The sequence below is a fragment of the Aeromonas bestiarum genome, from assembly GCF_000819745.1.
GTDB classification, from domain to species: Bacteria; Pseudomonadota; Gammaproteobacteria; order Enterobacterales; family Aeromonadaceae; genus Aeromonas; species Aeromonas bestiarum.
Genome location: NZ_CDDA01000028.1, coordinates 243,583 through 269,293, shown reverse-complemented (window position 1 = coordinate 269,293; position 25,711 = coordinate 243,583). Strand labels below are relative to the sequence as shown.

The window sequence follows — 25,711 nt, the reverse complement described above, 5'->3', positions numbered from 1 at the left end:
ACAAAGCATGGGTGAATACTATCCATGCAAAATGAAAATGATTATCATTTGCGGGGTCGTATGATTATGAATATACTTAGATTCATCCTTATTTTTTTATTTTCAATCAGTGTTCATGCTTTTCCATTGACGGAGGAACAGCGTGCAAAACTACATCATGAGATAAGGATAAGCCCTATCAAAATAGCAATAGATCCTTTGCGATGTGGTTGGGTGGGGAAACCATACTTTATTTTGAAAGCTGGTAGTAAACGCTGTAAAATTTTTAACAGGCCACAAAATGATCATGTTCAGCCTGAAGTATATACACTGGTAAATATGACATCGGAGACTATAAAATTCGCATCTATTGCTGGCGCTGCATATTTAGAACCCAATGATATGACAGTATCATATGGCCGTTTTATTTTAGATTCAGAGCGTGACCATGCAGTTTACAATATTTTTCCTAAGCTCAAGGAAAAGTTAATTTTGATTGGAGAAACATCATTTAAAGATGGTGATAGAGTAGCATATGAGGATAATAAAAACTTAACACTATCATACTTCCATGATGCTGTTAGGAGAAAAGAGTTGATGTATATAGAACCGAGTGGCATGCATCCTTCTGGGTATAGTAATGCATATGGTTATATTATTAGAGGCGCTGGCATGGTATTTGTTGCTGCTGCACAAGGAGCTTCGCTAGCAGCATTTGGGGCAATTGCAGAGTCGTATGCCTTTGGAGAAGATTTGGACATGTATAAACTATCCGTTTTAGCTACAGGAGGAGCTGCTGCCGGTGTAGTTGAAAAGTTCACAAATAACCCTAAGCTTGCCGCTGCTATTGGTGCCTCTGTTGTCGGTGGATGTGCATCTTGCCATCTAAAAAGTAATGAATGGCCAGAGTAGTATATTCTCCTATGGTCTTTCTATATTTTATGGTGGAGTGAGAATTGCTGGTTGCGCTATTTATTTTTGCTATTTACCTTGTCGTGAGCTGTATACTGAAATTTGTGTGTGTTCATCTTTTTAAAATGATGATGACAAGACAGTTGCAAGTGTATATATTTTACTTTTCAATCATTACTGGCTTTATTCTTGGGCTTCGAGTAGAGGCGTTCGTATGTTGTTTAGTGGGGGCTGGATAGTAATAGTTTCTGGGATAAATTGGGTCACCCACCTTTTTGACAGCGGCGCAGTGCTGTACTTGGCTTGAGATGAGAGGTCACTGTCGAGGGGTGAGCCATGACCATTGCCCGTTCACGTCAGATCAGCTTGCAGGATACGCCTTATTACCATGTGGTTAGTCGCTGTGTACGGCGGGCTTTTCTGTGTGGGGAAGATGTTCATTCTGGCCAGAGTTACGAGCACAGGCGCCAGTGGGTAGTCGACAAGCTGGGCCAGCTGTCGCGTCTGTTTGCCATCAGCGTCTGCGCCTATGCAGTGATGAGCAACCATTATCATCTGGTGCTCAAAGTGGAACCCGATACAGCTGCCAGCTGGAGCGAGCGGGAGGTGGCCGAGCGCTGGGCTGCCCTGTTTCAATGGCCGCTGCAGGTACGGCGCTGGTACCAGGGGGAATCCCTGATTGAGCCCGAGCTGGTTGTGGTGCAGCAGCTGATAGGGGAGTGGCGCGAGCGGCTTCACTCCATCAGCTGGTTTGTGCGGCTGCTCAATGAAACCCTGGCACGGCAGGCCAATCGGGAAGATAGCTGCAAGGGCCATTTCTGGGAAGGGCGCTTCAAAAGCCAGGCTTTGCTGACCGAGTCGGCCCTGCTCGCCTGCATGGCGTATGTGGACCTCAACCCGATACGGGCTGGATTGGCCGACCGGCCCGAGCAGAGCGATTACACCAGTATCAAACAGCGTCTCGAGAAAGATCCCGGCACCGATGTTTTGCCACCACTATTGCTGCCATTTGCCAGTAGGTGCGAACCTGACGGCCTGCCCTATGTCTTCACTGACTATCTGATGCTGGTTGACTGGACCGGCCGTGCAATTCGGACCGACAAGCGGGGTTATATTCCGGCCCACCTGGCCCCAATCTTGGCGCGGTTGGGCCTTGATGGTGCCCGATGGCTGAAACAGGTGATGCTGTTTAGGCGACAAGGGCTCAGAGTTGTGGGAGACAAGGCACATTGTCGGCAGTTCGCCCGCCACTGTGGTCAACAACGATGTCATCAGCCACCTTACTAATCCGTTAGCCCCTGTCTTCTCCCCGTTTTTGGCATATGTTCCGGTGTCAGGCATTGCCACGTTTGTACAAGTGATCTGTCAGGCAAAAACCACTCGTTTGCCCGATTGTTACTGTTTTCTTGGAGTCAGTATTCATGATTGCAGAGATAGCCCGCCGAGCAGTGGCTGGCTCAGAAAGGTGGGTGTCCTAGATATTTTTGGTGGAGATTGAAAGGGAGTATTGGTTGGAGGGATAAAGTAGCTAAATTGTGAGCCAGCCAAATCATGGCTGGCTCAGAAAGATGGGTATCCTAATTTCTTACTATTTAATCGAGTTCCTTTATTTTAAGCCACAGCTCATCGGTAGAAAGAGCCAGCTGATCCTTGATTAATTTCATTCTTGATGTATATTCCCTTTTCGGATTGTAAATGAATCCTCCGGTATCCTTGCTTTTTTCAATTAGCCCCTCTGTAAGTAATATGGATAATATTCTCTCTATTTTTTTTCTGTCGAACTCTTGGCCAAAAGCCCCTTTGTATAAGGAGTTTTCTTTTCTCCCACCACCACGTTGGAAGAATATTTTTTGAATTATAGATAAGAAAAGTTTCTGTGATGCGGGAAGATTACTTGATTTTATTCTTGATGAGTTAGATGTACTTTCTGCTTTTAGTATATTTGTATTTTTAATCCACTCAGGTAGTTTCTCCGTGCTCGCCATTCCTTTAGCTTCACTTATATCTGAGTCTATAATCGTTACATGGGATGATTGATCAACCTTGCAATCATTGAAGCAAACTTCTTCTATAATGCAGTTTCTAAATGTAACGTTGAATACTCTTCTAGCACCAAGTAATAGAATAGGAATTATTGATTCAACACTAACACCGCCGAAATCAATATCATGACTAGATAGGTTATATATAGATGATGTAAGTTCACCAATAACTTGTTGGTTTTGTTTTGTAGTTCCTCTATGGATAAATGATAGTGCATCATCACTCAAATCATATAAGTCTATCCACTGTGATAACAGTTGGCTTCCCATTTTATTTAGAGGTTGTTTCCAGTCCTCATCAAGTATTATAAATTCTTTATTTGTTATGTCATCAACTAAAGAATCTGCATATAATAATTGAACTATGTATGTATCAATGAATTGCCGGTCAGGAGACTCAGGCTCAACTCTTCCGAGAGTGCATAGTCGACTGAGCATTAAATTCCCTGCCTCATCAGGGACATTTCCTGTAGCCTTCTCATAAGCATTATTTACATCTTTTATAGTCAATCTACCTAAGTTGTAATTTCCACAGCGGGTTGTTTTTGCTAAATTACTTAGCACTAATCTGACTACATCGGGATCTATGGAGTTTTTTACAATTGTTGCTTCGCGTTGACATATCGTATCTAGGAATTGTCCCCAGAAATGCAGCTCACCATTATTACTAGATAAAACTCTAACTATCTCATTTTGGTTCATTTGGGAGAGTATTTGGAATATCAATGGCTTTTTGGGGAACCAAACGGGCGGTATATTATTTATGCCAATACTTTGTAGGTATAATGCTGCTTGAACTTCATTAAATTCACTTTCGCAATATAATATATTTGTATTACTACTTCTTGTTGAAAGGCCTAGGCATTCTAACATTTCTTTGTTGCCGTGAAAGAAATGTGGTCTACCAGTTATCAGTACTCCTGATGGGCAAATTCTAATCAAATCAGATACGCCCTTTAGAGCTTCCTTTCTCAAACTGTCTCTTTTTTCTTGGTTACTAACAAATAATTGAGATCCGACTTCATCAAAGCCATCTAACAGGATAACAATGCTACCAGAGTGTAATAATTGCATTGCTCTATCTATGGATGTTGATAAACCTAGTCGTTTCAAGTGCCCTGTAATTATCTCTTCTGCAAAGCTTGCGCCCCAATGCTCACGTAAATTTATAGCAAGAACATATTTTGATGTAAGTCTTTCACTAAGGAATGTAAACGTTTCTTTTATACACCTACTTTTCCCAGTGCCATAATCACCAAGTAGTACAATTTTTTCGCCTCGTTCTATTTTTTTTGCTAGGTCATCTATAGAAAAAGATTTATTTTTGGTCTCGTTGTAATAATTGACTGATATATATTGGTGTGTATCAGGCCTCCCAGTTGATGGATTTATTGCGCTACCAAAAGGATGTTGGTTTCTCAAACAATAGTAATCTTTATATTTGAATGCCTGGGAAATAAAGCTTTCTTTTGATAGTACTTGTATTTTATGGTCAGCGCCTATATCTAACATCCCTTGGGTAGGTTCACTATCTAATACAATATATCCTCTAACTATTACACCTTCTGCTGCAAACTTTAGTTTTGTTGAATATATTTTTATAACATCCTCTCGTACCTTGGTCAGATCATTTCTAACAGTCATTTCTATTATTATTATCTCGTCATTGCTTTTCTTAATGACCGCGTCGTAATTAACACCATGCAGTCTGTCTGCCTTGGCATCAGCATTAAATATTATCTTGGATATCGTCAATATATCTTGTTCATGTTTTTTCCAGTTAGGAATTATTTCTGCTTTCATATTAATCCTTCACATAGCTTATGGTTTAAATTATAGAGAGGTGATACAGCAATTTTTTGAACAAGGCACAGTCCGATCAAAACAGCTCCGTTGACTTGAGAGGGCTGTACCTTCGCAGCCAAACAATAGGCACCAGATGACTATCTTACGCTTCGTCAATCTCGGCTCACCAGTCAAAAATTGACGTAACTATCAGGAAGATCTGCGTTTTATGCGCCAGTTCAAAAAATGGTAGAGGTAGGACAAGGATTCCCATGGCCCTTGATTTTATTGGGGGTGGCAGGCGTCGTGAGGAAGAGGGGCTCTGACTTGTGCTGAGGGAAGCCTGTTGGGGGCGATCCCGCTCTGCCAATCGGCGCTATAGTGCGGGCAATACTGCCCTGCTCTCTGTGGCCGGGCGATCTGCGGTAACAATCAGCTGTTGTCATAACAGTTACTTGCAATCAGATCACCCTGCAAACAGGTCACCATGTCAACACATCACAATAAGGAACGTCATATGAAGCGTATTGCCATCCTGTTCGGCCTGCTCTGCGGCAGCGTGCTGCTGGCCAATCCGGCCTTTGCCAACGACGCTGCCCAGTTGCAGTGCGAGGCGCAGGCCGCAGCCAAAAAGCTTAACGGCGCCGCCAAGACCAGCTTTGTCGGCAAGTGTGTGAAAGATGCCGCTGGCGCCGCGACCGGCGAGTGCGAGAAGGCGGCCGCCGACAAGAAGCTGGCCGGTGCGGCCAAGAACAGCTTTATCCAGAAGTGCGTGAAGACGGGCGCGGCGATGGATCCGGCGGCCAAGTGCGAGAAGGCGGCGGCCGACAAGAAGCTGGCTGGCGCGGCCAAGAACAGTTTTGTCCAGAAGTGCGTAAAGGATAGCGCCGCCAAGTAAGGCGTTTTCTCATCCGGTGTGTTTGCGGGGGGCCATCAGGCCCCCCGCGCTTTTTGGGGCGCACTGATGGCGCAACGCACAAGCCTTGTATCGGGACGGCAATAGCGACACTATTGACTCCTTTTATGGATTCCGCAGAGGTGCAGCCATGACCTGTCGTGACCGGACGAGGCGTTGGCGAGCACCATTTGTGCGGGATTACGCGCGATAAGGGGGCAAAGCAGGATGATGGAAGGGACGCAATGGCGCTGGCTCAATGAACCGGCCCAGTGGCACCAGACAGACGACGGCTTGCAGGTAGTCACGGACCAGCAGACCGATTTTTGGCGCAGCACCTGGTATGGCTTCGAGCGCCACAGCGGGCATCTCTATGGCTGCGAGGTGGCGGGGGAGTTTACCTTTCAGGTCTGCGTCGAGGGGGAGTTCACCACCCTCTACGATCAGGCGGGATTGATGCTGCTGCAAGACGACGCGCACTGGCTCAAAGCGGGGATCGAATACAACGATGCCCAGCCGATGATTGGCAGCGTGCTGACCAATCCGCGCTCTGACTGGGCCACCGGCATTTTCACCGGTAATCCGCGCCGTTTCTGGCTGCGTCTGACCCGGCTGGCCGATTGCCTGCGTCTGCAATACTCCACCGATGGCAAGGTGTGGCCGCTGCTGCGCCTCGCGCCGTTCCCGCCAAGCGAACGCTGCTTTATCGGGGTGATGTGCTGCACCCCCGAGCGGCAGGGGCTGGCGGTGCGCTTCTCGGATCTGCGCCTCACGCCGCCCCTTGGCAAGGCGCTGCATGACCTGAGCTAGCTATCTGCCTATTGTTGGCGCCGTGACGGCGTTAATCTGCAGAACCAACAATGTCATCGGCCCGTTGCGCCAGTAACAGGGTCTATCCAGCGGGAGGGCAGTCGCCCTCCCGCTTTTTTATGCCGGTTGCCAAGCGGGATGGTGGGTGACTGTGATGGGCAAGCCGTAGCAAGCAACGTCGAAAAGCATGCAGCACGCAACACAGCAGACAACAAGTTGCCGGAACTGGGATCTCGATCGGGGCAACAGGACTTTTGTCCTGCAAGGGGAGGCCGGGCGGGGGCTAGGATGCGCTCATCTACAGGAGTCAAACTGGAGCACAACAATAATGACCGCTCATATCAATGCCAACCCGGGCGATTTCGCCGAGACCGTCATCATGCCGGGGGATCCGCTGCGGGCCCGCTATATCGCCGAGACCTTTCTGACCGATGCGCGCGAGGTGACCAATGTGCGCAATATGCTGGGCTACACCGGCTACTACAACGGTCAGCGCATCTCTGTGATGGGCCACGGCATGGGGATCCCCTCCATGGTGCTCTACGCCCACGAGCTGGTGAACGACTTCGGGGTGAAGCGGATCATCCGCATCGGCAGTCTGGGGGCGACCCAGCGCCACGTGCAGATGCGCGATGTGATCCTGGCGCAGGCGGCGGGCACCGACTCCCCGACCAATGCCAAGCGCAGCGCCGGTTACCAGATGGCGACTTCGGCCGATTTCGCCCTGCTGCACAAGGCGTTTACCAAGGCGCAGGAGAAGGCCATTCCGGTCAAGGTGGGCAATATCTTCACCGGCGACCTCTATTACGATCCGGACGAAAACCTCATTCCGGCGCTGGAGAAGTTCGGCGTGCTCGGCATCGACATGGAGGTGGCCGGTCTCTACGGGCTGGCCCATCAGCAGGGGATCGAGGCGCTCGCCATCCTGACTGTCTCCGACCACTGCCTGACCGGTGAAGAGACCACTGCCGAAGAGCGGCAGCTCTCCTTCAACCAGATGATCGAGCTGGCGCTGCACACAGCGCTGTAAGCGCCGCGGCCCCGACCAACCCTGCACGCACCCTGACCCCTATGAGAGATCCAATATGAACAATAAGCTCTCCCTCACTGCCATCAGCTTCCTGGCCAACTTCGTGATGGCCGGTTTCGCGACCCAGTTCGGCATGCTGATCGACCCCATAGCTGCCAAGTTTGGCGCCGATGTCAATCAGGTGGCCTCCATCTTCTCCCTGCTAAACGGCGGGGCGCTGGCGGGCACCATAGCCGCCTTCTTCCTCATCGAGAAGGTGGGCCTCAAGCGGATGACGCTGCTCTGCTATGGCCTGATCGCGCTGGCGGCGGCATCGCTCCACCTGACCGGCTCCCTCTATGTGGTGATGGCGGCCATGACGGTGATTGGCCTGTGTGGCGGGGTGGGGCTCTGCATTGCGGGAACCCTGGTGGTGAGCGTATGGAAGGAGCGGATGCAGAGCACCATGCTGGTGGTGCAGGATGCCACCTTCAACGTGGCCGGGGTGGTCTTTCCACTCATCACCACCTACACCCTGACCCACGCCATGGCGTGGAGCTGGAGCTATCTGGCGGTGGGCGTGGTGGCGCTGGCGACCATGCTGGTGGCTGTGCTGACGAACTTCAGGGCCTGCGAGGCGGGGGGCGAGAGTACCGGCAACGAGCACTCTGAGTGGAACCTCGGCATCATCAGCGGCGGGCTGGGGCTCTTTCTCGGCATGCTGGCGCTTTACACCTTCCTCACCTGGGCGCCCATGTTCGTGAAGAACAAGTTCGGCATCCCCTTCGAGGAGGCGGGCAACATCATCACTCAGTACTGGACGGCGGCCCTGCTCGGCGCCCTGGTGTCGACCGCCATAGTCACCCGCATTCCGATCCGCACCTTCCTGCTGGTGATCATCACATTGGCGATGGGGATGACGGCGCTCATCGTCACCACCGACAGCCTGAGCCAGCTGCCTTACCTCACCTATGGTTACGGCTTTGTCTGCGCGGCCCTCTACAACGCCTTTATCGCCTACGGGGTGTCGTTCGTGCGCCAGGCGTCGAGCAAGAACGTCTCCTATATCCTTATCAGTGGCAGCGCGGGGGCCATGTTCAGCCCGGCCATCAGCGCCCTGCTGGAGCAGGTGATAGGTCTGCAGGCGGTGATGTACGCCATCCCTGTCATCTATGGCGTGATCCTCGCCATGCTGGTGGCGTCGCTGCGCATGGCCCGGCCTCAGCCTTGTCTGGCCTGAGTTGGGGAGTGAATAACAAGAGGGGCGGTATCGACCGCCCCTCTTTTTATCCTGTTATTGCACCCTGTCGGCGGGCGTTGCCTGCTTTGTTTATGGTTGCTCCAGAAACGCCTTGAGCCCCGTCAGATCGCGGATCTGCAACCCTTCCTCGCCGCGCGCCACCAGCCCCTTGTCGATCAATTCCTTCACCGCCCGCCGGTAGACCCGGTCCGTGGTGCCGAAGCGCTCCGCCTCCTGATACCCCTTGCGAAAACCGCTCACCGGATTGTCATGACAGTGGCTGTGATAGAGGTCGAGGGCGATGTTGTAGCTGATGGGGTAGAGCATGCGGCAGGTGAAGATATCCACAGTGTCCTGATAGTCGATGGCAATGGCCGTGGCGAAGAAGAGCGCCACCTTGGGGTGGGCGACCAGCGCCTGCTCCAGCCGTTCACCGTCGATGCGGGCCACTTCCAGCGGCTCCTCGGCCATGATGTCGAGCTGGCAGCGGTAGCCGGTGAAGAACTCCATCTCGCCAAACAGCTGGTGGTCGCACTCCAGGGTACCGAGCTGAAAGCGGCGACCGTTCATGGCGGTGTGGCCCATGGCGATGCGGCCGCTCTTTACCAGCACCAGATCCCGCAACGGCTCCCCCTGACGCATCAGGGGCTCCCCTTCCGGGATCAGGCGCCGTTCCGTGATGCAGGAGCCGACCACCTGTTCGATCAGATCGTGGCCGGCCTGCCAGTGGGGCTGGAAGCGCCCCTTGAGAAGGGGTTTGAGTTGCATGAAGTGTGCGCGCCTGCTGAAAACAAACGACTATTACACACGCTTGCGGGCGGATACTCCAGCCCTTAAACCCGCTCGCCTGTCCGGGTCTGGGCTTCAAGCTGGTTGAGGCTGGCGAGCGCGGTGCGCAGGCGGGCAAGACCTATGGGCTTGTAGAGGCAATCATCCATGCCGGCTGCCAGACAGAGCGCCCGCTCGCGGGGCAGGGCATGGGCGGTGAAGCCCCAGATCGGCAGCTCATGGCCGCGGGCGCGGATGCGGCGAGTCAGCTCGAAACCATCCATCAGCGGCATCTGGCAGTCGGTGATGACCAGATCGAAGGGGTGGCTCTGGATGGCCCGCAGCGCCTCGACTCCGTTGCCGCGCACGCTCACCTCGTGACCCAGGTGCTTGAGCTGCTGGCGCAGCAGGATCTGGTTGGCGTGGTTGTCATCCACCACCAGGATCTGCAGTTGCGTCGCGCCACCCGGTACCGGGGAGCTGACCCCGTCGCCGTGTCGGGGCGAGGGCGGCTGCGCGGCGGCATCGTCCAGCGGGGTCAGCGGCAGGCGGATCCTGAGTTCTGTGCCTACCCCGAGCTGGCTGCTGACCTCTATCTTGCCCCCCATCATCTGGCACAGGATCCGGGCAATGTTGAGGCCAAGGCCAGTGCCCGCGTACTGATAAGGGTCGTGGGCACGATAGAAGGGGTTGAACAGCAGGGGCAGCTTGTCGGGCGCTATGCCCACCCCGCTGTCGGCTATGGTGAGCTGCAGCAGGGGGCGAGTGGCGTCCCCGCCGAGGGTGGCCCTGAGGCTCACCTCCCCCCGCTCGGTGAACTTGATGGCGTTGCCGAGCAGATTGAAGATGATCTGGCGCAGCCGCAGCGGATCGATCAGCACCCGCGGCAGGGCGTCCAGGGTGACGAGGTAATTCAGCCCCTTCTGCTCGGCCATGCCCCTGAACACCTGGGCCACGGATTGCAGCAGCGGCGCCAGCTCGCAGGGGGCGGGGGAGAGCGTCATCTGGCCCGACTCTATGCTGGAGATGTCGAGCACGTCGCCGATGAGATCCAGCAGGCCGTTGGCGGACTCGGAGGCGATGCGCAGCTGCTCGCCTGTGTGGGGCGCGAGCGCCGGATCCTGAATGGCGAGCTCCAGCATGCCGAGAATGGCGTTCATGGGGGTGCGGATCTCGTGGCTCATGGTGGCGAGAAAATCGCTCTTGGCCCGGCTGGCGTTGTCGGCCTGCTCCTTGGCGTGGCGCAGAGCCTCCTCCATGGTCTTGCGCTCCGTGATGTCGATCCAGCCGTTGATCACCCCGCTGATGGCCCCCTGGCCGTCGAAGTAGGGCACCATCCAGTGGTAGACGAACTGGCGCCGCTCCGTGTTGCTGAAGATGCGATCCGAGAGGATGGGGCTGCCGCTTCGCAGCGCCTGCTGGAAATCCTGCTCCAGCGCGGCGATGGCATCGGCATTGATGTGCCCCCGCAGCCCCTCGACGAAGGATTTGCCCAGCACCTGCTCCAGCCGGGCGTCCAGGATGGCGAGGTACTTGCTGTTGCAGAGGATCACCTTGCCGCCCGTGTCACGCACCACTATGGGGTGGGGCAGACTCTCCCCCAGCGCCTCGATGAAACGCACATGCTCCTCCAGCTGGCGACGGGAGGCCTGCTCCGCTTGCGCCAGCCGGTTGAGCATGCGGTTGCGGTAAAACAGCAGCAAGGCCAGGCCGAACAGGGCCGCAAACAGCAGGTAGAAGTAGTGGGCGTTGCGCTCCATGAAGGTGGGCGCCGGCAGTTTCCGGTTGCGCCACTCGTAGCTCATCATGGCCAGCTCGTTGGGGGAGATGGAGAGTATGGTCTTGTCTATGATGCGCATCAGCATGTCGTGGCCCGGCATGCTGGCAAAGCCCATCTTGATGGGCATGCTGTCGGCGGGCCCGGCGATGCGGATCCTGGCCAGCCGGCCGCAATCCACCGCGTTCTGGGCAAAGTAGAGCGGCACTATGGCGGCATCGAGCCGGCCACTGTCGACGGCCCGCATCGCCTCGTCCGCACTCTCCATGAAGCTCACCTGGCTGGCGGTCAGGCCCCTGGCTATGGGGTTGTAGTCAGTCGAGCCTACCCGTTTGCCCGCCAGCTCCCCCAGGGTGCCATGCAACTCATCCCCCTTGCGCGCGACTATCACGTAGATGTCGTCGGTGGAGTAGGGGATGGAGGCGTGCAGCCGGTAGCTCTCGGCCACCGGCTTGGAGATGGCGCCGATGAGATCGAGCTCGCCACTGCGCAGGGCCTCGTTGCGCGCCTGCTCCGAGCGAAACGACACGAATTCGAACGTCAGGCCGGAGCGCTTGCTCAGCTTGGCCAGCATGTCCACCGACATGCCGGTGAGCTGGTTGTCGTAATCCCGCACGCCATAGGGATAGAGATCGTCCACCAGCCACACCTTGACGGGCTTGGCCCTGGCCAGCCAGGCCAGCTCGGCGGCGTCATAGATGTCGGCCGGGTTGTCGACTATGTCGCGGATGGGCCCGTTCCATTGGCTGAAGATGAGGCTGCGGGTCACGTCGTTGACCTCTTGCAGTGTGCGGTTGAGCAGGGCCAGCAAGTGCGGGCTGCGCGCCGAGACCGCGAAGCGAAAGCCGTCCGGAGCCAGGCTGGGTTGTGCCTCGCGGCGCTGGATGAGTTTGTCGAAGCGCTCGCTATTGAGGTAGTGCATGGAGTGGATATCGCTCAGCAGCAGCTGATCCCGCCCGAAGAAGACGGCATCGAAGGCCGCCACGTTGGAGGGGTAGCTGACCAGAGTGAGCTGCGGGTAGTCGCGCTTGAACTCGGCCGGATCGACGTACCCCTGCACTGTGGCGACGCGCTGGCCCGGCAGCAGCAGGGGGCCGGATTCAGATTTCAAGGCCGAGAAGATGGGGGTATTGCTGAAGTAACGCTGGCTGAGAGCGATGCCGCTCTGCTGGCGCTTGCTCAGGCTGAGGTTGCCGAGATTGACCAGGTCGAGCTTGCCCGCCCGCAAGGCGGCCAGCGCGCTCTGCTTGTCATCGAACGCCTGCAGCACGATCGGCTTTTGCAGCGTCTTGGCCACTATGTTCAGGTAATCGGCGGAGATCCCCTCGAAGCGGCTGTCCGAGACTATCATGGCGAACGGGCGATAGTCGTGGCGCAGCACGCCGACCCGCAGCGCCTTGACCTGCCTGAGCCAGTGCTGCTCGGCCGGCACCAGGGAGGCGTAGCTGCTCTGTATGTAGTGGCGGCTGTGCAGGGTCAGCGCCTGCAGCGGCAGGGAGATCAGCAGGCCGAGGAGGAACAGGGATCTTGTAAGCTTCATCATGCTACCTGGGTTGCGACAACCATCCCTGCCTGTCAGAAAACGCCCGAAAGGGGCGATTCTACCGCAAAGTCCCGCGCCATGAGTCCCTATTTACCTGTTTGTCAGTGCTAGCACCATGAAAAATGGCGGGACAGGCCCGCCATATCTACTTGATTTGCACGGCGTCAGCCGAAGCGGTAGGAGCCCATGTAGAGGCTGCCGCCATCCCAGCTGTCGTGCAGCTTGAGGGGCTTGTCCTGACCGGCGGCGCCGAGCGCCACGAACAGCGGGCGCAGGTGATCGTCGTGGGGGTGGGATTCCACCGCCCCCGGCGCGCGCGCCCGGTAATCCTCCAGCGCGGGCCTGTCACCCTCGCTCATGGTCTGCTCCAGCCAGTTGACGAAGGCGCTTGCCCAGCCGGGGACGGGCGAGTTTTCCGGCCCGAGTGCCCGCAGGTTGTGGGTGATGGCGCCGGAGGCCAGTATGCCAATCCCCTGCTCGCGCAGGCTCTGCAGCGCCTCGCCCAGTTGCCACAGCTGGCTCGGGCTGAAACTGGCCGGGATGGAGATCTGCACCAGCGGGATCTCGCTGGCCGGATCCATCAGGGAGAGCGGCGACCAGACGCCGTGATCCAGTTCGCGCCGGACCGGCGTGGCCGGCAAGCCCGCCAGCATCAGCTGATCGCCCACCGCCTCCTGCAGCCACTGCGGGCTCTGCGCCGGCCAGCGAATATGGTAGAGCGGCTCCGGAAAACCGTAGAAGTCATACATGAGCGCCGGGTTGGGCTCGACGTTGATCTGCAGCTCGGTGCGGCTGAACCAGTGGGCCGAGATCACCACCAGCCCCTTGATGTCGCCAAGAGACAGGCTTTTCAGGAAGTGGGTCGCCGGCTGGTCGCGCAGAACCAGATCCGGGGCACCGTGAGAGATGAACCATACAGGGGCGATAGACATGACAAGACTCCATATAAGCTGTGTCGGTACGCGCGGCGCACCAGAAACCCGGGTCAGGGCGCGGCGCCACTGACGATGAGCTCATTATCTGCCCAGGATTGATGGTTAACAATCCAGTGCCATGTATAAGCACTGTTCACTATAGGTTGATAGTTGTGGCGAAAATCAGGGGGATTGCTCCCATAAACGACAAGGCCAGCGCATGGCGCTGGCCTTGTCTGATTATCACGGCATCAGGTATTGCTGAATGCCCGGCAGTTCAACATCGAAAATCAGCGCGGGCGCTCAGTGGGATCTTGCCGATGGCACGGTCGCCATAGGCCTGCTTATTGAATGCCCAGCAATTCCACATCGAAGATCAGCACGGGCGCTCAGTGGGATCTTGCCAGCGGCGCGATTGGCATAAGCCTGCTTATTGAATACCCAGCAGCTCAACGTCAAAGATCAGCACGGATCCCGGTGGTATCTTGCCGGCGGCACGGTCGCCATAGGCCAGATTGGCGGGGATGTAGAAGCGGGTCTTCTCCCCTTCCACCATCAGCTGTACCCCTTCGGTCCAGCCGGCGATCACCTGATTGAGGCCAAACTCGATGGGCTCGCCACGGGCGACCGAGCTGTCGAACACTGTGCCGTCCAGCAGCTTGCCCTCGTAGTGCACCTTCACCTTGCTGGTGGCGGTGGGATGAACCGTGCCGCTGCCCGGAGTCAGCACCTCGTACTGCAGGCCGGAGGCCGTGGTGGTCACCAGGGGTTTGTCCTTGTTGCCGGCGAGGAACTCGGCGCCTTTGCGCACATTGTCTTGCGCCAGCTTTTTGTTGTTGCTGCTCGAGTAGAAGTAGTAGGCGACACCGGCAACCAGCAGCGCGATCAGAATGAATTTCATCAGTTTTTCCTTAAATGCAATGAAGGCGGCATCTTATCCCAGTCGGGGAGGGAGGGCGAGCCGGGACGCAGAAGGATGTGACGCAGCAGACAGACGACGAGGGGGCCAGGAACCGGCCCCCTCGCCTGATGAGGGCGGATTACTTCGCCGCCACCATCATCAGGGCGGGCAGGGCGAAGAAGAGGCCCGCCACGTAACCGAGCGCCAGCAGCTTGTTCTCGCTGCCCACCCGGGCCAGCCCCTCGGCGGCCCGGATGGGCAACTCGCGCAAGAAGGGAACCCCGTAGATGAGCGCCACGGCGAACAGGTTGAACAGCACGTGCACCAGGGCTATGGTCAGCGCCAGCTTGGCCCCGGCGCCGCTGATGGCGGTGGCCGCCAGCAGGGCCGTGATGGTGGTGCCGATATTGGCGCCCAGGGTGAAGGGGTAGAGCTGACGGGTGCTGAACAGGCCGCTCCCCGCCAGCGGTATCATCAGGCTGGTGGTGGTGGAGGAGGACTGCACCATGACGGTGACCAGGGTGCCGGAGGCGATGCCGGTCAGCGGACCACGGCCCAGCGCCTTGTGCAGCAGGTCACGGGCACGCCCCACCAGCACTCGTTGCAGTACCTTGCCGAGCCAGGTGACGCAACCGAGGATCAGCAGTATGCCAATGACGATGGTGGCGATGGCCGGGCCTTTGCCCGGCAGGAAGGCGACCAGGCCGTCGATGAAGGTGAGGGCGGGGGAGATGAGGGGCTTCATGAAATCCATCCCCTGCATCGACATGTCGGCGGAGCCAACCAGCAGGTTGGCCAGCGCCTCGGCGCTCTTTTGCAGCAGGCCGAACATCAGCTCCAGCGGCAGGAAGATGAACACCGCCAGCAGGTTGAAGAAGTCGTGGACTGTGGCGGCGGCGAAGGCGCGGCGAAACTCGGCCCTGTCCCGGATATGGCCCATGGAGACTATGGTGTTGGTGATGGTGGTGCCGAGGTTCGCCCCCATCACCATGGGGATGGCCATGCCGATGGGCAGGCCGCCCGCCACCAGACCGACGATCACCGAGGTGACCGTGCTGGACGATTGCACCAGGGCGGTGGCCAGTATGCCGAGCAGCAGGGCGACGAAGGGGTTGCTCGCGAAGGCGAAGATCTGGGCCGCGCCCTCGGCGCCGCCGGAGAAGCCCTTGAAGCCGTGGGAGACGGCGCCAACGGCCACCAGGATCAGGTAGATCAGGGTGATCACAGCGAGCCAGTTGAACAGTGGGCCGGTACGACGGGTCTGCTGTTGTGCGAAAGATGGGGTGCTGTGCATGAAGCCTCTTGGGACAGTCTGCGTGAAAATGGACGGGCGCATTAGACCAAGGCTCCATGACAGAAATATGACAAAGTGACACTTTTATGATGGTTTGATGACATGGCGGCAGGGGGCCGTTCGTGGGGTAACGAGGGGCGCGCCGCCGTCCATGGCGGACAACCGGTGTCGGAGCCGGAGCCGATTTCGGCCCGTTTGGCGGCGCGCGGGACCAGGTGCTTGCACCTGAGAGTCAGGGTTATATGCTGGCCTCCTTTCCTTCCCTCAACGAGAGTGATGTTGTTATGCGAGCATGGGTACTGTGTCTTTCCCTGGGTCTGCTGTCTGCCGGTGCGCAGGCCAGCGTGTTCAAGTCCGAGTGCAACCTCGACAAGGCCGTCAAGAACGAGGCGCTCAATGCGACCCTGGGGGTCAAGGGCAACTGCGATACCGACAAGCTGGTGCGCCAGCAGAAAGAGAAAGCCAAGGCGGAAGTGAAGAAGAATACCACTGACGTGCTGGACAAGAAGACCGCCGGCCTCAAAGAGGGCAAGAGCGATGTGAAGGCGACCCAGCACAAGGTCAACCAGGCCGGGCAGCAGCTCAAGCAGACCCAGCAGGATGTGAAGGCGGTAGCCAAGGATCCGCTCAAGGCGGCCGCCACCGCCGTGATCAACCAGGGCTGAGCCGCAGGCCCGCTGCGGGCATGGCAAGCCGGCGCAGGCTGGGTGCAAAACAAGAAGGGGAGCCATGGCTCCCCTTCTGCTTTCTTGCTGTGTGGCACGGTCCCTTATTGGGAGTCGGCAGTCTCTTCGTACTGACGGAAGGGAATGCGGAACACGGCGAGGCGCAGGAACAGGTAGGTGACCCCGAGACCCGCCCAGATCAGGCCCAGCTCCAGCGAGCTCTGCTCCAGGTTGATCCAGAGTGCCCCTATGGTAGCGGCGCCCAGCAGCGGCAGCAGCAGGTAGAGCAGGTGATCCTTGATGCTCTTGTTGCGCTTCTCGCGTACCCAGAACTGGCCTATGACCGACAGGTTGACGAAGGTGAAGGCCACCAGGGCACCGAAGTTCACCAGCGCCAGCGCGGTATCCAGATCGAACGACACGGCGGAGAGGGCCAGACCGCCCACCATCAGCACGTTGATGGCCGGAGTGCGGTATTTCGGGTGGATATAGCCAAACACCCGCTCCGGGATCATGCGATCGCGCCCCATCACGTAGAGGATGCGGGACACGCCTGCGTGCGCCGCCATGCCGGAGGCCAGCACGGCGACCGTGGTGCACACCAGCACCACGCTCTGGAAGAAGGCGCCGCCGACGTAGAGGGCGATCTCGGGCAGCACGGCATCAGGCTCCTTGAAGCGGGCCAGATCCGGGAAGTAGAGCTGCAGGCAGTAGGAGACCACCACGAAGATGACGCCGCCGATGAGCGCGGTCAGCACTATGGCGCGCGGTATCACCTTGCCGGCGTTCGGGGTCTCTTCACTGAGCGAGCTCAGACCGTCGAAGCCGAGGAAGGAGAAGCAGAGGATGGTGGCGCCGGTAAACAGCGGCACCACGCTGGCGGATTCGAAGTGGAACGGCCGGCTGCTCATCAGGGTTGCCGCGCCTTCGCCGTGATAGATGCCCCAGCCCATCAGACCGATGAAGAGGGTGATGATGGCCAGCTGGATCACCACTATCAGGCCATTGAAGTTGGCCACCAGGTTGATGCCGCGCAGGTTGAGGAAGGTCATCACAGTCACCAGACCGAAGATGAAGATCCAGGGATCGACACCCGGGAACATGGCGGTCAGGTAGATCTTGGCCAAGAGGATGTTGATCATCGGCATGAACATGTAGTCGAGCAGGGAAGACCAGCCCACCATGAAACCGACGTAGGGGTTGAACACCTTCTGGGCATAGGTATAGGCAGAGCCCGCAGAGGGGAACTTGCGCACCAGATGGCCATAGCTGAACGCGGTCAGCAGTATGCCGCCCAGCGCCAGCAGATAGGCGGTGGCGACCCGGCCCTCGGTGATGTCACCGACGATGGCGAAGGTATCGAACACGGCCATGGGGGTCAGATAGGCGAGGCCCATCACCACCACCTGCCACATGCTGAGGGTTTTCTTCAGACGAACGGGTTGCTGCTGGCTCATTCAGGCTTCCTCCTGGCACGGACGGCAGGAAGTGGAATGGCTTGAGGCCATGGGACCGGGTTCTCGCGTACTCACAACATCGGTATGCAAACCACAGACGTTGGTCGCGCGGCGACCAAAGCAGGTTCCGGTGGCGACCGGAGACAAAGCAAACAAGAGCCCCATGTTTTTCCTCATTGCGGCATTAGGTTCATCTGAACCTTGATATCATTTCCGGAATGGTTCCGGCCTCGAGTGGTATTGATTTTTTTTCAAAATGAAAATAACCGATGTGGGATCACATCGGTTATGAAAGCGGCGGGATTTTGCCCCAGATGGGGGGGGAAGACAAGCCACTAAGGCCATTCCAGGCAAGAGAATTATCAATGACCTGGTTTATATCAATAAATGGCGTCCGGTCCCAGGTGGGGGAGATGGACGCCAGCCCAGATGTGGCAGGGGTTGCGGCTCAATAGGTCGGCAAGGATACGCGCCAGAAGGTGGTGCGCAAAAACAGATAAATTCCCCCTATGGCAGCCCAGATAAGGCCGAGGATAAGGGAGGTTTGTTCCAGATTGAACCAGAGAACCGCGACAGTCCCTGCCCCGCACAGGGGCAGCACCAGATATTGCAGGTGATCCCTGAGGGTCTTGTTGCGCCCCTGACGCACGTAATAGCAGGCGATCACCGACAGATTGACCACGGTAAAGGCCACCAGGGCGCCGAAGTTGATCAGGGCCAGGGCGATTTCCAGATCGAAGCTGATGGCCGACAGCGCCAGCAGGCCCACCAGCAATATGTTGAACACCGGGGTCTGCCACTTGGGGTGTATGTAGCCGAAGGTGCGCTGGGGCAGCACCTTGTCCCGCCCCATCACGTAGAGGATGCGGGATACCCCGGCGTGGGAGGAGAGCCCGGATGCCAGCACGGCCACGCAGGCACACACCAGCACCACGCTCTGGAACAGCTTGCCGCCCACGTAGAGGGCTATCTCGGGCAGCACGGCATCCGGCTCCTTGAAGCGGGAGGCATCCGGGAAGTAGAGCTGCAGGGCATAGGCCACCACCACGAAGATGAGGCCCCCCAGCAGCGCGGTCAGGAAGATGGCCTTGGGGATCACCTTGCCCGCCTCCGGCGTTTCTTCGCACAGGGCGCTCAGACTGTCAAAACCCAGGAAGGAGAAACAGAGGATGGTGGCGCCGGTCAGCAGTGGCAGCACCTCGGCGTTGGCGCTGTAGACGGGTTGCAGGCTGACTGCACCGACCCCTTCACCCTGGGCTATGCCATAGCCAATCAGGGCCAGGAACACCACTATGATGGCGATCTGGATCAGTATGATGATGCCGTTGAGGTTGGCCACCAGATCGATGCCGCGCAGGTTGATGAGGGTCATCAGGGCCGTCATGGCGCAGATGAAGATCCAGGGCTCGACGCCGGGGAAGAGGGCGCTTAGATAGATCTTGGCCAGCAGCATGTTGATCATCGGCAGGAAGACATAGTCCAGCAGGGACGACCAGCCCACCATGAAGCCGACCACGGGGGAGAACTCCTTCTGGGCATAGGTGTAGGCCGAGCCCGCCGAGGGGTAGTGACGCACCATCTGGCTGTAGCTGGTGGCGGTAAAGAGCACGCCGACCAGGGCCAGCAGGTAGGCGGTGGTGACATGACCGTGGGTGATGTCGGTGACGATGCCGAAGGTATCGAACACTACCATGGGGGTCATGTAGGCCAATCCCATCACCACCACTTGCCACAGGGTGAGGGTTTGCTTCAATCGAGCCGGGCGTGGAGCCATTGGCCTATCTCCTTGAATTCGGTGCAGGTTTCCCGCGCAGCGGGCAGGCGCAGGATCCGTGACAGGGGGGCCTCGGCCTTGGAGGGAGCCAAGCGCTCCTGTCATCATTTTTTGGGGCGGCGATGATACCGTATGAGCAGGCCGTCCGCGATGGGCGGCCTGCGGTTATCTGACGGTATTTTTCGCACCGACTGGCAAAACGGCGCGGATCTAGCCTTGACTGGCGGCCGTGAGAGCCTGTTCCAGCAGACCCAGCCCTTCCTCGATCAAGGCCGGGGAGGCGGTGAGGGGGGCCAGGAAGCGGATGACGTTGGCCCGCACGCCGCAGGAGAGCAGCACCAGCCCGCGCTTGCCCGCCTCGGCCACCAGCCGCTTGGTGAGATCCGGATCGGGTTGGCCGGCATCGCGTCCCTTGACCAGCTCCATGGCCACCATGGCGCCGGGGCCGCGGATGTCGCCGATGCAGTCGAAGCGTTCCGCCAGCTGGTGCAGGCGGGCCTTGATCTGCTCACCCTGGGTCAGGGCTTGCTGGTTGAGCCGCTCCTCCTCGATCACCTCCAGCACCGCCAGGGCGGCGGCGCAGGCGATGGGCGAGCCCGCATAGGTGCCCCCCAGACCGCCCGGCTTGGCGGCGTTCATGATGGCCGCCTTGCCCACCACGGCAGACAGCGGGAAGCCGCCGGCCAGGCTCTTGGCGAGCGTAATGATGTCCGGCTCTATGCCGCTGTACTCGGTGGCAAAGGTCTTGCCGGTACGACAGAAACCGCTCTGGATCTCGTCGCAGATGAGCACTATGCCGTGCTGATCGCACAGCTTGCGCAGGCTTTGCATGAAGCTTGGGGAGGCGGCATAGAAGCCACCCTCACCCTGCACGGGTTCGAGAATGATGGCCGCGACCCGGGCCGGCTCTATGTCCGAGCTGAAGCAGAGATCCAGCGCCGCCAGGGCGTCGGCCTCGCTCACCCCCAGGTAGTCGCTCGGGAAGGGCAGGTGATAGACCTCCCCCGGGAAGGGGCCGAAGCCGGTCTTGTAGGGCACTACCTTGCCGGTCAACGCCATGCCCATCATGGTGCGGCCGTGAAAGCCCCCCTTGAAGGCGATGGTGCCGCTGCGACCCGTGTGGGCGCGGGCTATCTTGATGGCGTTTTCCACCGCCTCGGCGCCGGTGGAGAGAAACAGGGTACGCTTGGGGGTGGATCCTGGCACCAGGGCGTTGAGCTTCTCGGCAAGCTCTATATAGCCGGGGTAGGGGGTGACCTGGAAGCAGGTGTGGCTGAACTTCTCGAGCTGCGCGCGCACCGCCGCCACCACTTTCGGGTGGTTGTGGCCTGTGTTGAGCACGGCGATGCCGGAGGCAAAGTCGATGTAGCGGTTGCCCTCCACATCCCACAGCTCGGCGTTCTTCGCCCGCTCGATAAACACCGGCAGCAGGGTGCCGACGCCGTTGACCACGGCGGCTTCACGGCGGGCTTGCCAGGCCTGGTTGTTGTTTGCATGACTCATGTTTTCCTCCATGAGGGGCCAGGGGCCCCTGTCTCAATGATGGCGAGCCTCCCCGGCGGAGAGCACTCACTTCGTCCTTGTCTTGCTGTCTGTCTGCGCTGGCACTATCCCGCCCTGCAGGGCGGGCCCGGTTTGCTCTCCCCCTCAAGAAGGGGGAGACCAGGAGGGCCGGTATAAAACCGCCCCTAGCGAATGCCGCCAAAGCAGAGGTATTTGGTTTCGAGGTACTCCTCCAGCCCCTCGGCCGCGCCTTCGCGACCCAGGCCCGACTCCTTGATGCCACCAAAGGGAGCCAGTTCGGTGGAGATGATCCCCTCGTTGATGCCCACCATGCCGTATTCCAGCTGCTCGGCCACCCGCCACACCCGGGCTATGTCGCGGCCATAGAAGTAGGCGGCGAGACCATAGGGGGTGTCGTTGGCGATGGCGATGGCCTCGGCTTCGGTCTCGAAACGCACCAGCGGGGCGACCGGGCCGAAGATCTCCTCCTGCAAAATGGGGTTGCGCTTGTCGACCTTGCCCAAAATGGTGGGCTGGTAGAAGAGCGGGCCGGCGGGATGGGCTTCGCCCCCCAGCAGCAGCTCGGCCCCGGCGGCGGTGGCCTGCCTGACCAGCTCGGCCACCTTGTTGGCGGCGGCCGGGTTGATCAGCGGGCCAATCTGGGTGCCCTCGCTCATGCCGTCCCCCACCTTGAAGGCCTTGACCGCGGCGGTGAGCTTCTCGGCGAAGGCGTCGTAGACACCGGCCTGCACCAGGATGCGGTTGGCGCAGACGCAGGTCTGGCCGGCGTTGCGGTACTTGGAGGCGAGCGCCCCGGTGATGGCGGCATCGAGATCGGCGTCGTCAAATACTATGAAGGGGGCGTTGCCACCCAGCTCCAGCGACAGCTTCTTCATGGTGTCGGCACACTGGCGCATCAACAGCTTGCCGATGCGGGTGGAGCCGGTAAAGGAGAGCTTGCGCACCGTCTTGTTGTTGCACAGCTCGTTGCCCACGGCGGCCGCCTGATGGCTGGTCACTATGTTGATGACCCCGGCAGGGATGCCCGCCTGCTCCGCCAGTGCCGCAAGCGCCAGCGCACACAGCGGTGTCTCGGCGGCAGGCTTGATGACTATGGTGCAACCGGCGGCCAGCGCCGGGCCCGCCTTGCGGGTGATCATGGCGATGGGGAAGTTCCAGGGGGTGATGGCGGCGACCACGCCCACCGGCTGCTTGATGGTGGCCAGACGCCGGTCGCTGGAGAAACCCGGAATGGTGCGGCCATAGGCGCGCTTGCCCTCTTCCGCGAACCACTGGATGAAGCTGGCGCCATAGGCCACTTCCCCCTTGGCCTCGGCCAGCGGCTTGCCCTGCTCGCAGGTCATGATGCGGGCCAGCTCATCCTGGTTGGCCAGGATGAGCTCGAACCAGGCGTAGAGTTTGTTGCTGCGCTCCTTGGCGGTGAGCGCCGCCCAGGCCGGTTGGGCCGCATGGGCGGCCTCGATGGCGCGGCGGGTGTCCGCCTCGTCCATGTCGGGCACCTGGGTGATGACCTGACCGGTGGCCGGGTTGTGTACCTCGAAGCGCTGCCCGCCATGGGCCTCGCACCAGTGGCCACCTATATAGGCAAGGGATTTGATCAAGGAGAGAGCAGGTTGTGATGCTGACATGAGAAGCCTCGATTGTGGGTCAGGGTGGTCACGTCATCCCGTGCTGCCACCGTATAGAATAATAAGCACAGGAAGACCATAAATTGAGCCGAAATGTTTTTCAAGTGTTAAATATATTTGAGTAAACTGGGCTGTACATGCTAGAAATGGAGCTGTCAGGGCGATTTTACCGGTTTTCGCGGTGTTGGGTGTGCAAAATAATGAACGGCATGCGCCGTGCAGGATAACGAACACACCCGACAGATTGACCCGTTATTTTAACCGGGTGCGCCATCGAACAGATCGGCCGCCACACATGTTCGCAGGCACACAAGGAGGTGGGCGATGCAGCAACCACAAGGAAAAGAGGCAAGGTGGCAGACCATGACGGATAACCCGTTGATGGGCAAGAGCATGGGGGAGCGCCTCGCCGCCACCCGCCGTCGTCTCGGGCTCTCCCAGCGGCGAGTCGCCGAGCTGAGCGGGCTGACCCATGGCGCCATCTGCATGATAGAGCAGGACAAGGTGAGCCCGTCGGTGGCCTCCCTGCAAAAATTGCTCAACGTCTATGAGCTGCCGCTGTCGCGCTTCTTCGCCGAGGAGGAGGGACGCACGCCGAGCGTGGTGATCAAGGCCGATCAGCTGATCGAGCTGGGCAGTCAGGGGGTTTCCATGAAGCTGGTGCACAACGGCAACAACCGTCGCCAGCTCGGCTTCATGCTGGAGACCTATGCCCCCGGCACTGACACCGGCGGTCAGGTCAAGCATCTGGGGGAGGAGGTCGGAACCGTGCTGGAAGGGGCCGTGACCCTGACGGTAGCCGGCCAGGCCTATCAACTCAGTGCCGGGGACAGCTACGTGATCGACACGGGCGAGCCCCACAGCTTCAGCAATCCGTCGGGGCAGGTCTGCCGCATCGTCAGCGCCCATACCCCGGCCAACTTCTAGTGTTGAGACTATGTCTCGTTTGGGAAAAGAACCGGTAAGGAAACAGGATCATGACCGAGCATGTAAACAGTTACTACGCAGCCAGTGCCAACAAACACGCGCCCTATCCGACCCTGACCGAGCAGCTTGAGTGCGATGTCTGCGTCATAGGCGCGGGCTACACCGGCCTCTCCAGCGCGCTGCATCTGGTGGAAAAGGGCTATTCGGTGGTGGTGCTGGAGGCGGCCCGGGTGGGCTTTGGCGCCAGCGGTCGCAACGGCGGCCAGATAGTCAACTCCTACAGCCGCGACATCGACACCATAGAAGCGAACTGCCCGCCGGATCAGGCCAGGCTGCTCGGCTCCATGTTGTTTGAGGGGGGCCAGATCATTCGCGATCGCATCCAGCGCTACAACATCCAGTGCGACCTGCAGGAGGGCGGGGTCTTTGCCGCCGAGACGGATCGCCAGCTGCATGAGCTCAAGGCCCAGCAGGCCCGTTGGCAGAAGTGGGGCAACGACAAGCTGGAGCTGCTGGACGGGGACGGGATCCGCGAGGTGGTAGCGAGTGATCGCTACGTCGGTGGCCTGCTCGACAAGAGCGGTGGTCATATCCACCCCCTCAATCTGGCGCTGGGGGAGGCGGAAGCCATCCGCATGCAGGGCGGCAGGATCTTCGAGCAATCCGCCGTCACCAGCATCACCCCGGGCCAGCCCGCTCTGGTCAAGACCGCCAAGGGGGCGGTGAAGGCGCGCTTCGTGGTGGTGGCCGGCAACGCCTATCTCGGTAACCTGGTGCCCGAGCTTGCCGGCAAGAGCATGCCCTGCGGCACTCAGGTGGTCGCCACCGAGGTGCTGGGGGAGGAGCGGGCCCGTTCGCTCCTGCCGCAAAACTACTGCCTGGAAGATTGCAACTACCTGCTCGACTATTACCGCACCTCGGGCGATCACCGGCTGATCTACGGCGGCGGCGTTGTCTATGGCGCGCGGGATCCGGCGGATATCGAGCGGCTGATCATCCCCAAGATGCTGAAAACCTTCCCGCAGCTGGCGGACGTCAAGGTGGAGTACACCTGGACCGGCAACTTCCTGCTGACCCTGTCGCGCCTGCCGCAGTTTGGCCGCATCGGTCCCAACATCTATTACATGCAGGGTTACAGCGGCCACGGCGTCACCTGTACCCATCTGGCGGGCAAGCTGCTCTCTGAGGTATTGAGCGGTCAGGCGGAGCGCTTCGATGCCTTCGCCAAGCTGCCGCACTACCCCTTCCCCGGCGGCCGCCTGTTCCGCATTCCCTTCACCGCCGCCGGCGCCGCCTGGTATACCCTGCGCGACCGCTTGGGGGTGTAAGCGCCGCCGATTCTGCCGCAAGCTATGGGTGTGGGCAGAAGCCAGAAACGACAAGGCCACCGGACGGTGGCCTTGTTTTTTTACCCTGTTGGCGACAGGCGCCTGACTCACTTAGAGATAAAAGGCCTCAACGGTGCCTTTCAGGGTGATCAGAATGGGCTGACCGCGACGATCCAGCGCCTTGGGGGAGGGGATTTTTACCCAGCCTTCGCTGATGCAATACTCTTCGACGTTGGTGCGCTCTTTGCCATTGAGTCGAATACCAATCTGGTGTTCGAAACAGGCGGCGACATGGTGCGGGCTGCGCGGGTTGCCTGCAAGGCGATCCGGCAGGGCCGGCTTGGTGTTGGTATCGCTCATCAATATGACCTGAAATGGATAAAAAGTGCGTCATTGTAGAGAATGCAGCCATGGCATTCAAGGTGGCACAAAACGTGTGCAACCATCCCCTCTTCCATGCTGGATGAAGCTGATCCCATATATTCATGGACGATGAGGTCGATCTCTTCTGTTACCGCCAAGTCGCAGGCAGGCCGGCT

The 25,711-nt window shown here is 58.7% G+C and carries 20 protein-coding genes; 9 read left to right on the top strand and 11 right to left on the bottom strand.

Annotated features, from left to right (window positions below; genetic code table 11):
* Nucleotides 1-24 precede the first annotated feature (24 nt).
* The gene (locus tag BN1118_RS21820) at nucleotides 25-891 is read left to right on the top strand and encodes a hypothetical protein (protein WP_156995007.1); all 867 of its coding nucleotides are present in this window, start codon (nucleotides 25-27) and stop codon (nucleotides 889-891) included.
* Between the two features lie 336 nt (nucleotides 892-1,227).
* Nucleotides 1,228-2,178, top strand: a complete 951-nt coding sequence (locus tag BN1118_RS14515) for a transposase (protein ID WP_043556813.1) — start codon at nucleotides 1,228-1,230, stop codon at nucleotides 2,176-2,178.
* A gap of 305 nt (nucleotides 2,179-2,483) precedes the next feature.
* Here the strand turns inward: BN1118_RS14515 and BN1118_RS21815 are convergent, their stop codons facing one another.
* Nucleotides 2,484-4,736, bottom strand: a complete 2,253-nt coding sequence (locus BN1118_RS21815; RefSeq protein WP_156995005.1) for an NACHT domain-containing protein — start codon at nucleotides 4,734-4,736, stop codon at nucleotides 2,484-2,486.
* Between the two features lie 499 nt (nucleotides 4,737-5,235).
* On the opposite strand from BN1118_RS21815, the gene BN1118_RS14510 reads away from it, so the two are divergent.
* From BN1118_RS14510 to tsgA, 4 genes are all read left to right on the top strand, one after another.
* Nucleotides 5,236-5,616 (top strand): hypothetical protein, encoded by a 381-nt coding sequence (locus BN1118_RS14510; protein ID WP_043556812.1) that lies wholly within the window; start codon nucleotides 5,236-5,238, stop codon nucleotides 5,614-5,616.
* A 225-nt stretch (nucleotides 5,617-5,841) separates the two neighbouring features.
* On the top strand, nucleotides 5,842-6,423 hold the full coding sequence (locus BN1118_RS14505; RefSeq protein WP_043556811.1) for a DUF1349 domain-containing protein: 582 nt from the start codon (nucleotides 5,842-5,844) through the stop codon (nucleotides 6,421-6,423).
* A gap of 328 nt (nucleotides 6,424-6,751) precedes the next feature.
* The gene (deoD, locus tag BN1118_RS14500; protein ID WP_005303072.1) at nucleotides 6,752-7,453 is read left to right on the top strand and encodes a purine-nucleoside phosphorylase; all 702 of its coding nucleotides are present in this window, start codon (nucleotides 6,752-6,754) and stop codon (nucleotides 7,451-7,453) included.
* Between the two features lie 55 nt (nucleotides 7,454-7,508).
* Entirely contained in the window at nucleotides 7,509-8,672 is a 1,164-nt protein-coding gene (tsgA, locus tag BN1118_RS14495) for an MFS transporter TsgA (RefSeq protein WP_043556810.1), read from the top strand.
* Between the two features lie 90 nt (nucleotides 8,673-8,762).
* Here tsgA and BN1118_RS14490 read toward each other — a convergent pair whose 3' ends face one another.
* From BN1118_RS14490 to BN1118_RS14470, 5 genes are all read right to left on the bottom strand, one after another.
* Complete coding sequence (locus tag BN1118_RS14490) at nucleotides 8,763-9,440, bottom strand: Crp/Fnr family transcriptional regulator (protein ID WP_043556809.1); 678 nt, start codon at nucleotides 9,438-9,440, stop codon at nucleotides 8,763-8,765.
* 65 nt (nucleotides 9,441-9,505) lie between these two features.
* A complete protein-coding gene (locus BN1118_RS14485; protein WP_043556808.1) occupies nucleotides 9,506-12,757 on the bottom strand; it encodes a response regulator in 3,252 nt (1,083 codons plus the stop codon).
* Nucleotides 12,758-12,924: 167 nt separating this feature from the next.
* The gene (locus BN1118_RS14480) at nucleotides 12,925-13,692 is read right to left on the bottom strand and encodes a DODA-type extradiol aromatic ring-opening family dioxygenase (protein WP_043556807.1); all 768 of its coding nucleotides are present in this window, start codon (nucleotides 13,690-13,692) and stop codon (nucleotides 12,925-12,927) included.
* Nucleotides 13,693-14,104: 412 nt separating this feature from the next.
* The gene (gene bamJ, locus BN1118_RS14475; protein WP_043134355.1) at nucleotides 14,105-14,575 is read right to left on the bottom strand and encodes a BamJ family beta-barrel-assembly machinery protein; all 471 of its coding nucleotides are present in this window, start codon (nucleotides 14,573-14,575) and stop codon (nucleotides 14,105-14,107) included.
* A 139-nt stretch (nucleotides 14,576-14,714) separates the two neighbouring features.
* Nucleotides 14,715-15,869, bottom strand: coding sequence for a sodium:phosphate symporter (locus BN1118_RS14470; RefSeq protein ID WP_043556806.1), 1,155 nt, complete (start codon nucleotides 15,867-15,869; stop codon nucleotides 14,715-14,717).
* A gap of 284 nt (nucleotides 15,870-16,153) precedes the next feature.
* On the opposite strand from BN1118_RS14470, the gene BN1118_RS14465 reads away from it, so the two are divergent.
* Entirely contained in the window at nucleotides 16,154-16,534 is a 381-nt protein-coding gene (locus BN1118_RS14465) for a hypothetical protein (protein WP_043134353.1), read from the top strand.
* 104 nt (nucleotides 16,535-16,638) lie between these two features.
* Here BN1118_RS14465 and BN1118_RS14460 read toward each other — a convergent pair whose 3' ends face one another.
* The 4 genes from BN1118_RS14460 to BN1118_RS14440 form a co-directional block, all read right to left on the bottom strand.
* The gene (locus BN1118_RS14460) at nucleotides 16,639-17,991 is read right to left on the bottom strand and encodes an APC family permease (protein WP_043134350.1); all 1,353 of its coding nucleotides are present in this window, start codon (nucleotides 17,989-17,991) and stop codon (nucleotides 16,639-16,641) included.
* A gap of 448 nt (nucleotides 17,992-18,439) precedes the next feature.
* The gene (locus BN1118_RS14450; RefSeq protein WP_043134347.1) at nucleotides 18,440-19,765 is read right to left on the bottom strand and encodes an APC family permease; all 1,326 of its coding nucleotides are present in this window, start codon (nucleotides 19,763-19,765) and stop codon (nucleotides 18,440-18,442) included.
* Between the two features lie 210 nt (nucleotides 19,766-19,975).
* Nucleotides 19,976-21,268 (bottom strand): 4-aminobutyrate--2-oxoglutarate transaminase, encoded by a 1,293-nt coding sequence (gene gabT, locus BN1118_RS14445; RefSeq protein ID WP_043556804.1) that lies wholly within the window; start codon nucleotides 21,266-21,268, stop codon nucleotides 19,976-19,978.
* Between the two features lie 185 nt (nucleotides 21,269-21,453).
* Nucleotides 21,454-22,917 (bottom strand): NAD-dependent succinate-semialdehyde dehydrogenase, encoded by a 1,464-nt coding sequence (locus BN1118_RS14440; protein WP_043556803.1) that lies wholly within the window; start codon nucleotides 22,915-22,917, stop codon nucleotides 21,454-21,456.
* 324 nt (nucleotides 22,918-23,241) lie between these two features.
* Between BN1118_RS14440 and puuR the strand changes: the two genes are divergently transcribed.
* Together puuR and BN1118_RS14430 are read left to right on the top strand one after the other, a co-directional pair.
* Nucleotides 23,242-23,844, top strand: coding sequence for an HTH-type transcriptional regulator PuuR (gene puuR, locus BN1118_RS14435; RefSeq protein ID WP_043556802.1), 603 nt, complete (start codon nucleotides 23,242-23,244; stop codon nucleotides 23,842-23,844).
* Nucleotides 23,845-23,894: 50 nt separating this feature from the next.
* Nucleotides 23,895-25,172, top strand: coding sequence for an NAD(P)/FAD-dependent oxidoreductase (locus BN1118_RS14430; RefSeq protein WP_043556801.1), 1,278 nt, complete (start codon nucleotides 23,895-23,897; stop codon nucleotides 25,170-25,172).
* 111 nt (nucleotides 25,173-25,283) lie between these two features.
* On the opposite strand, the gene BN1118_RS14425 is transcribed toward BN1118_RS14430, so the two are convergent.
* Nucleotides 25,284-25,532, bottom strand: a complete 249-nt coding sequence (locus tag BN1118_RS14425) for a DUF3297 family protein (RefSeq protein ID WP_042034019.1) — start codon at nucleotides 25,530-25,532, stop codon at nucleotides 25,284-25,286.
* Nucleotides 25,533-25,711: the final 179 nt, after the last annotated feature.